The sequence below is a fragment of the Paractinoplanes hotanensis genome (assembly GCF_023717965.1).
GTDB lineage: Bacteria > Actinomycetota > Actinomycetes > Mycobacteriales > Micromonosporaceae > Actinoplanes > Actinoplanes polyasparticus.
Genome location: NZ_JAMQOL010000007.1, coordinates 56,728 through 69,825, shown reverse-complemented (window position 1 = coordinate 69,825; position 13,098 = coordinate 56,728). Strand labels below are relative to the sequence as shown.

The 13,098-nt window shown below is 70.8% G+C and carries 12 protein-coding genes; 4 read left to right on the top strand and 8 right to left on the bottom strand.

Annotated elements, in window-relative coordinates:
• Window positions 1–194: 194 nt before the first annotated feature.
• Window positions 195–1,067, bottom strand: a complete 873-nt coding sequence (locus tag LXN57_RS06035; protein WP_285904596.1) for a serine hydrolase domain-containing protein — start codon at window positions 1,065–1,067, stop codon at window positions 195–197.
• Window positions 1,068–1,084: 17 nt separating this feature from the next.
• On the opposite strand from LXN57_RS06035, the gene LXN57_RS06030 reads away from it, so the two are divergent.
• Window positions 1,085–1,513 (top strand): WHG domain-containing protein, encoded by a 429-nt coding sequence (locus LXN57_RS06030; protein WP_251797023.1) that lies wholly within the window; start codon window positions 1,085–1,087, stop codon window positions 1,511–1,513.
• 281 nt (window positions 1,514–1,794) lie between these two features.
• Here LXN57_RS06030 and LXN57_RS06025 read toward each other — a convergent pair whose 3' ends face one another.
• The 3 genes from LXN57_RS06025 to LXN57_RS06015 form a co-directional block, all read right to left on the bottom strand.
• Window positions 1,795–2,373, bottom strand: coding sequence for a DUF642 domain-containing protein (locus LXN57_RS06025; protein ID WP_251797022.1), 579 nt, complete (start codon window positions 2,371–2,373; stop codon window positions 1,795–1,797).
• A gap of 100 nt (window positions 2,374–2,473) precedes the next feature.
• Entirely contained in the window at window positions 2,474–3,259 is a 786-nt protein-coding gene (locus tag LXN57_RS06020; RefSeq protein ID WP_251797021.1) for an SDR family NAD(P)-dependent oxidoreductase, read from the bottom strand.
• Complete coding sequence (locus LXN57_RS06015) at window positions 3,256–4,158, bottom strand: aldo/keto reductase (protein ID WP_251797020.1); 903 nt, start codon at window positions 4,156–4,158, stop codon at window positions 3,256–3,258. The genes LXN57_RS06020 and LXN57_RS06015 overlap by 4 nt, the downstream gene beginning before the upstream one ends.
• A gap of 137 nt (window positions 4,159–4,295) precedes the next feature.
• Here LXN57_RS06015 and LXN57_RS06010 point away from each other — a divergent pair, with 137 nt between their 5' ends.
• Both LXN57_RS06010 and LXN57_RS06005 read left to right on the top strand, forming a co-directional pair.
• On the top strand, window positions 4,296–5,165 hold the full coding sequence (locus tag LXN57_RS06010) for a hypothetical protein (RefSeq protein WP_251797019.1): 870 nt from the start codon (window positions 4,296–4,298) through the stop codon (window positions 5,163–5,165).
• Between the two features lie 69 nt (window positions 5,166–5,234).
• Window positions 5,235–6,479, top strand: coding sequence for a GAF domain-containing sensor histidine kinase (locus tag LXN57_RS06005; protein ID WP_251797018.1), 1,245 nt, complete (start codon window positions 5,235–5,237; stop codon window positions 6,477–6,479).
• 66 nt (window positions 6,480–6,545) lie between these two features.
• Here the strand turns inward: LXN57_RS06005 and LXN57_RS06000 are convergent, their stop codons facing one another.
• From LXN57_RS06000 to LXN57_RS05985, 4 genes are all read right to left on the bottom strand, one after another.
• Window positions 6,546–8,960, bottom strand: a complete 2,415-nt coding sequence (locus LXN57_RS06000; RefSeq protein ID WP_251797031.1) for a bifunctional polysaccharide deacetylase/glycosyltransferase family 2 protein — start codon at window positions 8,958–8,960, stop codon at window positions 6,546–6,548.
• A 50-nt stretch (window positions 8,961–9,010) separates the two neighbouring features.
• Complete coding sequence (locus LXN57_RS05995) at window positions 9,011–9,961, bottom strand: hypothetical protein (RefSeq protein ID WP_251797017.1); 951 nt, start codon at window positions 9,959–9,961, stop codon at window positions 9,011–9,013.
• A gap of 9 nt (window positions 9,962–9,970) precedes the next feature.
• Window positions 9,971–10,216, bottom strand: coding sequence for a hypothetical protein (locus tag LXN57_RS05990; protein WP_251797016.1), 246 nt, complete (start codon window positions 10,214–10,216; stop codon window positions 9,971–9,973).
• 323 nt (window positions 10,217–10,539) lie between these two features.
• Entirely contained in the window at window positions 10,540–12,117 is a 1,578-nt protein-coding gene (locus LXN57_RS05985; protein WP_251797015.1) for a dolichyl-phosphate-mannose--protein mannosyltransferase, read from the bottom strand.
• Between the two features lie 75 nt (window positions 12,118–12,192).
• Between LXN57_RS05985 and rsmI the strand changes: the two genes are divergently transcribed.
• Entirely contained in the window at window positions 12,193–13,041 is an 849-nt protein-coding gene (rsmI, locus tag LXN57_RS05980) for a 16S rRNA (cytidine(1402)-2'-O)-methyltransferase (protein WP_251797014.1), read from the top strand.
• The last annotated feature ends 57 nt before the right edge of the window (window positions 13,042–13,098 follow it).

Below are 13,098 nucleotides of genomic sequence, written 5' to 3'. Positions count from 1 at the left end.
CGCGGTGCGGTGGTTCCGCTTGCCTCATCGGCCGCGCATCCTCCAGACCTTTCGCCCAGCACTCAGGCGCCCACCACCCGGTCTCGTCTACCCGCGGGGCCGGTTGGGCTCGGGGACATCTGCTGGACACCAAGAATCGATCCCGTGCTGCCCACTACGGCTGGTCCATGGTCGATGGCTGATGGCATGTCCGGTCAGTTCGTGGCCAGCCGGTCGGCGAACCTCTGGAGCCCTGTTGCGATCTCGATGTTGGTGTTGCTGTGCTGGTCGGTGCTCAGTTGGACGACGACCGTGTCGGTCGCTGGGGAGACCAGCATGATCTGGCCGTGTGCGCCCATTGCGGCCAGGTCTTCGCCGCCGTCCGGGCGCGGCAGCGCCCACCAGCCGTTGCGATAGCCGACGGGCACTTCGGCGAAGGTAGTGGCGGTGGTGCGGTCGACTGGGTGCAGGCTGCGCTCCAAGAAGACCGCCGGGGCGACCTGCCGGCCACCGGTCCGCCCGTCGTCCAGCGTCAACTGGCCTACCCGGGCCAGATCCCGGGCGGTGACCACCAGTCCGCTTTCGTGGTAGGCGAAGCCTTTGTCGTCGGTGGACCACCGCGCCGGGTCCTGCGCGCCGATATCTGTCCAGAGGCGCTGCAGCGGGTCGCGGGTCAGTGACACCCCGTACGCCCGTTGGACGGTCAGCCCGATGAGGTTCGGTGCGTAGTCGTTGTAGCCGAACGTGCCCGGGGCGGAGTCGATCCGTACCCGGCGTTCCACCGTGCCAGCCAGGTCGGTCGCGTAGTACACCGCGGGAGCGTCGCGGTTCACCCAGGGGAACGACGTGTGCTCGTCGAACGCGATGCCCGAGCGCATGTCCAGCAGGTGGGCCAGGGTGATCGCGGCGAAACGGGGGTCGCGTTCGCGCAGCTGGGGCAGGCCGACGGTGACCGGAACGCCCAGGCCGGGAACGATGCCGTCGGCGACCGCCCGGACCAGCAGCAGCGAGAGCACCGTCTTGGAGATCGAGAAGGCGGCGGCCGGGCGGTCGGCGGCGCCCCCGTTTCCGTACCACTCGCAGGCGATCCGGCCGGCTCGCGCACGTGGCGAACAAGAGCGATCTGCTCGACGGGCTGGTCGAACTCCTGCTGGAAGAGCTTCCGCCAGTGACCGTGCAGGCGTCCTGGCTGGAGCAGCTCACCGGGCTGGCCCACGCGCTGCGCGAGGTGGCCCGCCGGCACCCGGCCACCTTTCCCCAGCTCCTGCAACTGCCGGCCGGCACCCCCGCCGCCAGACGGGTGCGTGCCGGGGTCCATCAGGTGCTGCGCGCGGCGGAGGTCGCCGACGAACACCTCGAGCGGCTGGAGCGCATCCTCACCTCTGCTGCGCTCGGGCTGGCCGCAGGGGAAGTATCGGCACGCTTCGCAGGACATTCCCGGCGAGCCCTCGACGAGGACTTCCGCGCCCTCGCCATCCTCGTGGAAGCCGGCATCCAGCCGTTCCGGACCGGCAACGGCGAGTCGAGACCCTGAGCGCCTGCCGCGCCGGCCCGGGATCCTGCCGCCCAGAACATCTCCACGGCCCATACGGACCGATCCGCCGCGCCGGCCAGGTCACCCTCAAACTCGGCGCCTACCACGCTCGACGCCGCTGCCCTACGTCTGACCAGTACCGAGGAGCTGGCTGGGCTGGATCCTGCGGGCATAGCCGACTTCCTTGTCCGCCTGGCCGGGCTGGCCCGGCGAGCCAACGGATGGCATCTCTACTGCTACTGGGCGCTTTAGTCGAGCGCTGTTGCCCGCCTTGTTCCCCCTTACGCGGGTGTGGCTGCGCTCTTGGGGCAGAGGATTGTCAGGCAGGTGTCGACCTTGACGTCGTCGATCACTGGGCCGTGGCCGGCGGGGGTGGTGGTACTGGCGAACTCCAGGCGCAGGCTTGTGCTCTTGGCCAGGACGTACGTCTGGTGGCGGGTGTAGCCCATGTTGTTACGCGACTTGCCGGTGGTGTCGAAGGACAGCTGTTGGACGACCTTGCCGTTCACCCGCACCTCGCCGGTCTTGATCGCGGGGGCGCCCACGTAGTTGCCGGCCAGGGCGTACGAGATGCGGTAGGTCAGCAGCGGGGTGGACTTGAACGTGCGGGCGACCGTGCCCTGGGCGGCCCCGTCGAGGTCGAGGGACTGGCGGCCCTGGGCGGCGCTCCACAGGTCGGTTGTGGTCAGATCGACGTCGCCGCTGGTCACGGTCCACACGCCGAACTGGTGGCCGGCGGTCAGGCGCTGGTAGCTGTGCGGGACGGGCGGCTGCTCGAAACCGTCGGTGAGGACGGGTGTGGCCGCGGTGGCCGAGACTCCGATCGTCACGGCCACGGCGGTTCGCAGGATCGCTCGCATGTCCACCTCCGTCGGATCGCGGGTCGGCCGGGCGCCGGCGACGACGATCAGGGTACGGAGGAATGCCGACAAAACGGGCACCCGGCTCGCCGGGATCAGGTCACCAGATGGTCCAGCCGCCGTCCACGATCACGTTGGCGCCGGTGGTGTAGCTGGAGCGCGGCGAGGCCAGGTAGAGCACCGTGGTCGCGATCTCGGCCGGGTCGCCGACGCGGCCCACGGGGGTCTGCTGGGCCAGGCGGGCCAGCAGGGCCGGGTCGCCGCCCTCGCCGGGGAACGGGCCCGGCGTGACGCAGTTGACCCGGATGCCGGCCGGGCCCAGTTCGACCGCCGCGTACCGGGTGAGCTGCACCAAGCCGGCCTTCACGGCGCCGTAGTAGGGCGGGTTGCCGGCCTCGGGCCGGTCGTACAGGTGCGGCTTGGGGCTGACCACGCCGTACATCGAGGCGACGTTGACGATGGACGGTGACCCGTCGGCCGCTGCCGCCTCGAGCAGGTCGCGGGTGGCGTCGAGCAGGCGCTGGAAGGCGCCCAGGGCCAGGTCGGCCGCCTCCAGATAGTCGGCCGTGCGGGACGTGCGCAGCGAACCGCCCCGGCCCACGTGCGCGTTGTGCACCAACACGTCGACCCGGCCGTGCTCCTCGCGCAGCCGGGCGCCGAGCGCGGCCACGTCGGCGTCGACGGTGACGTCGCACCGGGCCGGGCGGCACTGTCCGCCCAGCTTGCCGGCCAGCTCCTCCAGGCGGCCCTGGTCCCGCCCGACCAGGTAGGTGGTCGCGCCGGCGCCGGCCAGGGCCTCGGCCATCACCCGGCCCAGGCGGCCGGTCGCGCCGGTCACCACGGCCACCCGCCCGCGCAGGCCGAAGAGGTCGTCCAGCGTCGTCACGCGGACCACCGGGCCGGGTCGAGCAGCGCCACCGGCATCTCGGGCAGGGCGGCCAGGGCCTGCTCCCGTTCCGCGGCGGTCAGCGGTGTGCGGCTGATCAGGTCGGCGTTGCGGCGCAGCTGCCCCTCGGTCTCGGCCCCGACCACGAGCGAGGTCACCCAGGGCAGCGACAGCAGGTAGGCCAGGCAGAGGTCCGTACGGTCCTCGCGGCCGAACTCGACGGCCAGCCGGTCGAGGGTGGCGACCACCGCGTCGCGCTCCGCGTCGGGCAGGTGCGGCCAGGTCACGTCGCTGCCGGCAGCCAGCAGACCCTGGAGGTACGCGCTGCGCACGGTCACCACGAGGTCGGGGCGCTCGTCGGAGAAGGCGGCGAGCCAGCGCTTGTCGAGGATGTTGCAGGGCAGCTGGACGTAGCCGAGATCGGGCAGTTCGAGCACCTGGCGCAGCTCGTCGGGCGACTGCACGGAGACACCGACCCGGTCGGCCTCCCCGGTGTCGAGGCAGCGGCGCAGGTCGGACCAGCCGGCTGCGGTGTCGGCCGCGCGGTGCAGCAGGATCGTCAGCGGGCCGGTGAGTCCCAGGGCCTCGCGGCTAGCGGCCAGGCTGTCCCGCACGTCGGCGCCGGGGCCGATCTTGGTGATGACGGCGAGGCCGAGGCCGGGCAGCGCGGCCCCGAGGCGGCGCTCGCTGTCGCCGTACGCCCGGGCCGTGTCGACGTGGGTGACGCCGAGCTCGCGGGCCGCCGCCAGCATGCGCGCGGTGGCGTCGTCGTCCGGCATGCCGGTGCGGTTGGCGATGCCGTACGTTCCGCCGAGCTGAGCCGTGCCGAGCACCAGCGCCGACTGGCGGTAGGCGCCGCGCGCCCGGACCGGTACGACCGGCCCCGCCTGGTCTTTCATCAGTCGTCCTTCGCCGGCGGCAACGCCGTTAGTTGATGGTTGATCCGAACGGTACAATCGCTCGCCGTACGCCCGGAACGAAGCCGTACGCCCGGAACTGAACGTATCGCCCACCGCTGCGCTGTCTGGATGAGGGTATGCACCACGCCAACTACTACTACGGTCACGCTCACCTGCTTGCCCGTTACGCCCAGCTGGACGATTGGATGCACCCGCCGCGCATGCAGGGCTACCTGCAGCACGGGTGGAACATCGGCGACGGCCTGGCCCCCGGTGTCCCGTTCGTCGACGGCAGCCGGCTGCTGGTCTGGTCCGAGCAGCTGCGGCGCCGGGCCTGGTCGCAGGGCCGGCGCGACGTCATCGCCATCGGCTCGCCGTTCGCCTATCTGCTCGAGATGGACGAGACCCCGGTCGACGAGTCGAAGCGGGACGGCACGATCTTCTACCCCTTCCACGGCTGGGAGGGGCAGGAGGTCATGGGTGACCACCAGCGCCTGATCGACGAGCTCAAGGCCCACGAGACCGGCCCGCTGACGGTCTGTCTGTACTGGAACGAGCACAAGGTCAAGGCGATCCGCCGGCTGTACGAGAAGGCCGGCTTCCGGGTCATCTGCCACGGCTACCGTGGCTTCTGGTGGCGCGACCACGACCGTGACTTCCTGGTGCGCCAGCTGGCCGAGCTGCGGCGCCACAAGCGGGTCGTGTCCAACCGCCTGTGCAGCGCGATCTGGTACGGCCTGCTGGCCGGCGCCCAGGGCGCGGTCTACGGCGACCCGATGGTGCTCGAGAACGCCGACCCCACGTTCGGCGGCGAGCCCCGGCTGCGGCGTCAGTGGCCCGAGGTGTACGGCGTCGACCCCGACCCGATCGCTGCCCGCAAGGTGGCCGAGGTCGAGCTGGGCGCCGACATCCTCTGCACCCCCGAGGAGCTGCGCACCCACCTCGGCTGGCCGGTCGCGACCCAGCCGCTCAAGCAGTGGCGCAAGGCGGGCTCGCTGACCGCCTGAGCGATCGGGCGAAAAGTCGGTATTGCTACTTTCGTGTGGTACCTCTGAAGCAGGCCTTCGGAGGTGCCCATGAAAGCTCCCCTTCCCGACAACGAGACCGACCGGCTCGCGGCGCTGTACGCCCTGGACATCCTCGACAGCGCGCCCGAGCAGGATTTCGACGACATCGTGGCGCTCGCGTCGACCGTGTGCGAGACCCCGATGTCGCTGGTGACGCTGGTCGACATGGACCGGCAGTGGTTCAAGGCGCGGGTCGGCCTGGACCAGGCCGGCACCGACCGCGAGACCTCGTTCTGCGCGCACGCGATTCTCGGTCGTGATCTGCTCGTCGTGCCGGACGCGAGCAAGGACCCCAGGTTCGCCGACAACCCGCACGTCGGGTGCGCCAACGGTGTCCGCTTCTACGCCGGGGCGCCGTTGATCACCACCGAAGGCTTCGCGTTGGGCACGCTGTGCGTGGTCGACGATCAGCCGCGGCGGCTCGACATCGAGCAGTTGCAGGCCCTGCGCGCGCTGGCCCGCCAGGTGACCTCGCAGATGGAGTTGCGCCGGCACGCGGTCACGCTCGCGAACACCACGGCCGGGCTGCAGGAGCTGGAAAGGCGCAAGGACGACCTGGCCGGGCTCGTCGGCGGGGATCTCCGCGCGCCGCTGCGGCTCGTCGCGGCGTACCTCGAAAGGCTGGGGACGACCGGCCGTCACGACACCGACCTCGCCGATCAGGTCGCCCGCGCCACCGCCGGGCACATCCGCGGCTTCATGGAACTGATGCACCATCTTACCGAGATGTCGGAGGCCGGCTTCGGCGCCGACGGCCTGCACATGCGTCGGATCGACCTCACCAGCATCGCCCAGCGGGCGGTCGAGGCGGTACGGCCGATCGCGGCCACCAAGCAGATCTGGATCCTCAACCAGGCCGGCGGGCCCGCCTTGCCGATCATCGCCGACCCCGTGCGGCTCGAGCAGGTGCTCACCCACCTGCTGTTCGCCGCGGTGAAGTACACGCCGGCGGGCGGGCGGGTGCGGGTCGGCACCGACCTCGAGTCCGGACCGGCCCTGCGGCTCGACGACATCGACATGCCCGACGGGATGCGGCCCGAACTGTTCCCGCACCTGTACTACGGCGCGATCGCCAACCCGGCCGACGCGCCCGGGCCCGACCGCGGTCTGGCCGTGGCCAAGAAGATTCTGGACGCGCACCACGCGACCGTGGCGCTGTCGGACCGGCCCGGTGACGGCACTTCGTTGCACGTGGTGTTCCCGTCGGCCGCAGCGAACCGGGCCGCGACGATCGACGACCTGCTCGCCGTGTAGGGATTGCCGGACACATCGGCCCGCGCCTCGCTCGGCTGCAGTTCGAGCGGGCGCGGGCCGACGCGTCTACCCGGTGTAGACCGGGCCGGATCCGCCACCCGGGGGCGAGCCGGCTGACGGAAGGTCCTCGGGGTCCAGGTCGCGGATGGCCTGGGTCGGCACCGCGGGGCGGGCGACCGCGCGGCCCGCGGCCGGGTGCGTGTCCGGCCGGCCCTGACCCAGGGTCGACGGCCACGTGTCGACGACCGGTGCGACCGTGGTCATCGGCGGCGGCGGGGGCGGCGGCACTGTGCCCGCCCGAGCGCCGAGCCCGGCCCGGTGCAGCTTGTGCCACCGCAGCCGGCCGCCGGTCATGGCCGTGGTCGCCGACTGCATCAGCACCAGATACATCAGCTGCCGGTACGCGAACTGCTGCAACGGCAATCGCCACAGCGGCTTGAGCGACTCCTTGTCGAAGCGGAACGCCACCGCCGCCGTGAACAGCTGGAGGGCGAGCATGCCCAGCCAGGCCACCATGGTCTCCTCGAGCTCCCAGAAGACCAGGCCGTAGAGGAGCATGATGTCGACCACCGGCGCGAGCATCGGCAGGGCCACGCCGAACAGGGCCAGGAAGGGCAGGCCGATCCGGCCGAACCGGCCCGACGGGCCCTTGTCGAACAGGGCCCGGCGGTGCTTCCACATCGCCTGCATGGTGCCGTAGCTCCAGCGGTAGCGCTGACGGTAGAGCTGCTCCAAGGTGGCCGGCGCCTCGGTCCACGCCTTCGCGTCCTCGGTGTAGACGACCCGCCAGCCCTGCCGCAGCATGGCCATGGTGACGTCGGTGTCCTCGGCCAGCGTCTCGTCGCTGATCCCGCCGACCTGGGCCAGCGCCTCGCGGCGGAACGCGCCGATCGCGCCGGGCACGGTCGGCATGATGCCCAGCACCTCGTAGAGGCGGCGGTCGAGGTTGAAGCCGATCACGTACTCGATGTGCTGCCAGGCGGCGACCATCTTCTCGCGGTTGCCGACCTTGACGTTGCCGGCGATGGCGCCCACCGACGGGTCGGCGAACGGCTGCACCAGATTGCGGATCGAATCCGGCTCGAAGATCGTGTCGCCGTCGACCGTGACGATGAGGTCGTGCCGGGCGAGGGCGATCCCGGTGTTCAGGGCGTTCGACTTGCCGCCGTTGGGCACGCGGACCACCCGTACGTTGGGCAGCCGCATCTGCTCCACCAGCGAGGCGGTGCCGTCGGTGGATCCGTCGTCGACGACCACGACCTCGATGTGCGGATAGTCGCCGCCGGCCAGCGACTGCACGGCGGCCTCGATGCCCTCCTTCTCGTTGTACGCGGGCACGATCACCGACACCGGCTCGGTCACCTGATGACCCCAGCTCCAGCCGGGCTTGCGGCGCTGCCGGGTGTGCCGGGTCGCGAGCAACAGCAACAACGCCGTACGGCCGATGGTGAGCGCGCCGACGATCAGGAACAGGATGGCGATCGCCCACACCAGACCGTCGGCCAGTCGCACGGTCCAGATCACGGCACTGCCACGCCAGACGTCGCTGCCGGCGGCGTCCGGGTTCTCCGGCAGCTTCGGCACCGGCTTCGCGCCGGCCGCCGCGGCCGTGTTGCTCTGCTCGATCGTGCGGTTGAGGCCCTCTGTGACCGTCGTGAACTGGTAGCCCCGCGCCTTCATCATCGGGATGAACTTCCGGAGCGCGTCGACGGTCTGCTGCCGGTCGCCGCCGGCGTCGTGGAAGAGGATGACGGCCGAGCTCTCGCCGGCCGGGGTCGCGTTCTTGATGATCTGCTCGACGCCGGGCCGCTGCCAGTCCTGGCTGTCGGTGTCGTTGACGACGACCAGGTAACCCTGCCGGCCCGCGTTCTTGATGAGCTTCCAGTTCTCGTCGTCGATCGCGGCGTTCTTCGACGAGTAGGGGAAGCGGGCCAGGTTGGTGTGCACGCCGGTGGCCCGGGCGATCGCGACCTGGGTCTGGGAGAGCTCCAGGGTGCGCCGCCAGGGGGCGAGCAGCTGCAGGTTGGGGTGGGTGAAGGTGTGCAGCCCGAGTTCGTTGCCGTTGTCGGTGACCCGCTTGGCCAGGTCGGGATGCCGAGCCACCTCGGAGCCGACCACGAAGAACGTGCCGTGCGCGCCGTTCTCCTTCAGCACGTCGAGCACCCGCGGCGTCCACACCGGATCCGGGCCGTCGTCGAAGGTGAGCGCGATGGTCTTGGGCGGCATGCGGCTCGTGCTCTCCTGGCCGCCGGTGGTGTTGATGACCGGTCCGCCGTTGAGGATCTCGGCCGGGACGGTGACGTTGTCGCCCACCTCGGTCTCGACGTGGTCGCCCTTGAACTCGGCGTTCACGTAGGCCTGGACGACCAGGACGGCCACGAAGACGACCACGAGCAGGGTGCCGAGCAGCACGCGGGGGCGGGGGAGCAGACGGCGGCGGACCGGGCCGCGGCCGCGGGTGCGCTGGCGGCGGGCGGGCATGGGCGGCGGGGTGTTGGGCGCCGGGGCCTTGTGGGCGGGGGTGTGGGAGTTCACTGGAGCACCTTGGAAGTCAGGTCGTCGTCGCGGGCCAGGACGAGGTCGATGGCCGATTCCGGGGTGGTGTCGCCGTCGCTCGAGCCTGTGCTGGACGAACCGCCGGCCGACCCTCCGCTGCCGGCCGATCCACTGCCGGAGCCGCTGCTGCCGGAGCCGCCGCCGTTGCCGGAGCTTGTGCTGCCCCCAGAGGCGGACGAGCCCGAGCCGGTCGGGCTCGGGCTCGCGCTCGTCGGTTTGTCGACGCCGGTTCCGCCACCGGCGCCACCGGATCCGCCACCGGCATCACCGGTTCCACCGCCGGCATCACCGGTTCCACCGCCGGCGCCGCCTGCCCCCTCCGGGCCGGGTGGCGCCGGCGGGGGCGGATTCGTGTCGACCGGCGGGGTGGTGGTGTCCGTGGGCGGGGTCTCGACCGGCGGGTTCTGCACCGGCGGGTTCTCCGTCGGCTTGGTCGTGGTGGTCGACTCCGGCTGTTTCGTGGGCGTGACCGGCTTCGGCTTGACGGCCGATCGGGTCGGCGTGGGCTTCCGCGTCGCCGTCGGCGTCCGCGTGGATTCCAGCCGGGGTGTCTGCGGCCGTGCGGTCGCGCGGCGCGGCAGCGGGTCGGCGACGGACAGGGCCCGCGACACCTGAGTCGGAGTCGGAGCGGGCGTCGGCGTGGGGTCGGGCGGCTTGGGGGCCGGTGTCTCCTTCTTTTCGGGCTCGAGACCGGGCAGCGGCAGCACGGCGCTGGAGCGGACCGGTCCGCCGGCGAGGCTGACGCTGATCAGTCCGCCGTACAGCATGACCAGCACGCCGAAGGCGTACGCGATCCGCCGCAAGAACCGGCTACGGCGGCCGGTGCTGTCCACGAAGACCGGGGCGGGCACCTCGACGGAGATCACCTCGGTCGCGAGGACATCGGTCGCAACGAAATGCGGGTTTTCTGGCTCCTGCGAAGTCACGCGGCGAGCTTAAAAAGATAAATAGCGATCTTGGTAATACTCACTCTGGTGAGTGACGGATGATCGTTTCCCGGAAATCAACCGAAATGATGAGCGCCAGCGTTTGACCAGATGGCAGGTCATCTGTGCCACGTCCGGGCGCACATCGCTGAGCTGCATCGGAATGGCGGAAGGCCGAAGGTTACGCCGTTTCCCGCATTTGTTTCCTGTCGCATTGGCGACAATGAAAGAGGCAAAATGGCGAAGCTCGTTCACGGCCCTAATTGCGCGTCTTAACGAGAATATACCACTATGTCCAAGTTGTCCTTCCTGTGCGTGATCGAAATTTGAAAGTTCTCTCGGTCACCCGTTGAATTGGTCATCCGAGGTGGTTAAACTTCACCTTGCGCGCCCCTATCGCCCGCTTCCCCCGTGGCAGGCGATCGGGGCGCGCTCTTACTTTCTCCGCCTTCTGTTCCCCGCGCCGCCTGTTCTTTGTCGCGCCGGTCGAGCTCGCGGCTTTCTCTCACCCACCGGAAACGGCAGCGAGCCGCCGCGTGAGGTGTGCCCACAGCGGCGGCTCGATCGAGCGGACGGCGTCAGATCCAGCGGCCGCCCAGCCACATGCGGTTCGACCAGCTTTCGTACGGAATGGCCGATCCCACGAAAACGGGATAGAAGTAGGCGAAACAGAGGGCCACCAGCACGATGTAGGCCGCGGCCACCACCGTGCCCACCAGCTGGCGGTCCGTCCGGGCCGAGCCCGTGGCGATGCCTTGCGGCGGTGTCATGATCGCGCCCAGCACGTAGACGACGGCCAGGATCAGGAACGGCAGGGCCGGCAGGGCGTAGAACGAGAACATCGTGCGGCCGTCCTTGACCGCGTAGTAGAACCACGGCAGTAACCCGGCCGCCGCCGGCACCAGGATCGCCCAGGCGCGCCAGTCGCGGCGGGCCAGCCCGAACCACACCACGCCGGCCAGCGCGGGCAGGAACGACCACCACAGCACCGGCGTGCCCAGCAGCAGGATCTCGCGGGCGCAGCTCGTGGCGCCGCAGTCGCCACCGTTGTTCCAGTAGAACGCGACCGGCCGCCCGAGCAGCAGCCACTGCCACGGCCAGGACTGATAGACGTGTCGCTCGGTGAGGCCACTGTGGAACGTGTACGCCTCGTGGTGGTAGTGCCACAGGTTGAGCAGGGCGCCGATGACCGGCGGCTCGCTGAGCCCGTTGGCCTCGCGGTAGTGCCGGAAGTAGCCGGTGTCGGTGACGAACCAGCCGGTCCAGCTGGCCAGGTAGACGACGAAGGTGAGCACGAAGCTGAGGAACAGCCAGCCCAGGTCGCCGATGACGCCGGCCAGGAAGGGGCCGCGCACCCCGGCCGAGCGGCGCGCCTGGGTTCGCCAGACGATCACCAGACCGGCCAGGAACGGCGCGAAGAACAGCGCGCTCCACTTCACCCCGCAGGCCAGGCCGAACAGCACGCCGGCGGTCAGCATCCACCACGGGACGATCCGCGGCACGTACGGAGTCTTGTCCGGTTCGTAGCCGTTCTCGAGCGCCCGCAGCAGGTGGCGGCGGTAGTGGTCGCGGTCGAGCACCAGCGCGGCGAAGGTGGCGAGCAGGAACGTGGCCAGGAAGATGTCGAGCAGCGACGTGCGCGACAGCACCAGCTGGAAGCCGTCGAGCGCCATGAGCAGCCCGGCCAGCCCGGCCAGCAGCACCGAGTGGAACAGCCGGTAGGCGACCCGGATCAGGATGAGGATCATGACCGTGCCGGCGATCGCGGCCGGGAAGCGCCACCCCAGCTCGGTGTTGCCGAACAGCATCTCGCCGAGGGCGATCAGCCACTTGCCCAGCGGCGGATGCACCACGTAGGCCGCGCTGTCGGTCTTCTCGTCCCACTCGACGCCGTGCTGCAACATGTCCCAGGCGTCGGTCGGGTAGTAGACCTCGTCGAAGATGTAGCCCTTCGGGTTGCTGATCCCGTTGAGCCGCAGGACGGCCGCGATCGCCACGACGACGGCGGTCACCAGCCACGAGTGCGGGTTGAGCCAGTTGTCGAGCGTGCTCAGCCGGCGCCGGACGACCTCGGGGACGCCGCGGACACCCCCGGACTCGGCCGCCGCGGGCGGTTCCGGGGTGAGTTCAGTCTCCGTCGTGGGCGCCGTAGTCACCCCGCGATCGTAGGGCGTGTGCCCGGAAGGTGACGCCTGCCGTCACCGCGTCCGGGCGTGTGATGGACTTTCGCGGTGGACTCGACAGAGAAAGGCCGGGTGGTTCTGCTCGGCGCCCCGCTGGGCAACGTCGGCGACGCCTCGGCCCGGCTACGCGAGGTGCTGTCGACCGCCGACGTGATCGCGGCCGAGGACACGCGCCGGCTGGCCCGGCTGACCCGGGATCTGGGCGTGACGGTCAGCGGGCGGGTCGTCTCGTACTTCGAGGGAAACGACGAGCGGCGTACGCCCGAACTGGTCGAAGCCCTGGCCGGCGGGGCTGTGGTCGCGGTGGTCACCGACGGCGGCATGCCGAGTGTCTCCGACCCGGGCTTCCGGCTGGTCCGCGCGGCCCTGGACGCGGGCTACCCGGTCACCGCCGCGCCCGGGCCGAGTGCGGTGACGACGGCGCTGGCGCTCTCCGGGCTGCCGAGCGACCGCTTCGTCTTCGAGGGCTTCCTTCCCCGTACGGGCTCCCACCGCCGCTCGCGCCTGCGGGAGTTGGCCGCCGAGCCCCGCACTGTGGTCTTCTTCGAGGCGCCGCACCGCATCACGGGCATGCTGGCCGACGCGGCGGCCACCTTCGGCGACGAGCGGCCGGCCGCGGTCTGCCGCGAGCTCACCAAGACGTACGAGGAGATCCGGCGCGACACCCTGGCCGAGCTGACCGCCTGGGCCACCCGCGAGGAGCCGCGGGGCGAGATCACCGTGGTGGTCGGGGGCGCCCCGCCGCGTCCGGCCGAGCGCCCGGCCGACGACGACCTGCGAGCCGCGGTGGCCGAGCGCGAGGCGGCCGGTTCATCCCGGCGCGACGCCATCCAGGCGGTGGCCGAGGAATACGGCATCCGCAAGCGTGAGGTGTACGCGCTGGTGCACGGCCAGTAGGCAGCTCCGGCCGCCACACCGTGGTCAGTGGCGGCTGCCGGTCGCGCGACATGGTCA

Coding starts and splice junctions, on each gene's coding strand:
- LXN57_RS06000 (WP_251797031.1), bottom strand. CDS start 8,960: ATGCCCGCCCGCCGCCAGCGCACCCGCGGCCGCGGCCCGGTCCGCCGC.
- LXN57_RS06010 (WP_251797019.1), top strand. CDS start 4,296: ATGCACCACGCCAACTACTACTACGGTCACGCTCACCTGCTTGCCCGT.
- LXN57_RS06025 (WP_251797022.1), bottom strand. CDS start 2,373: ATGCGAGCGATCCTGCGAACCGCCGTGGCCGTGACGATCGGAGTCTCG.
- LXN57_RS06005 (WP_251797018.1), top strand. CDS start 5,235: ATGAAAGCTCCCCTTCCCGACAACGAGACCGACCGGCTCGCGGCGCTG.
- LXN57_RS06015 (WP_251797020.1), bottom strand. CDS start 4,158: ATGAAAGACCAGGCGGGGCCGGTCGTACCGGTCCGGGCGCGCGGCGCC.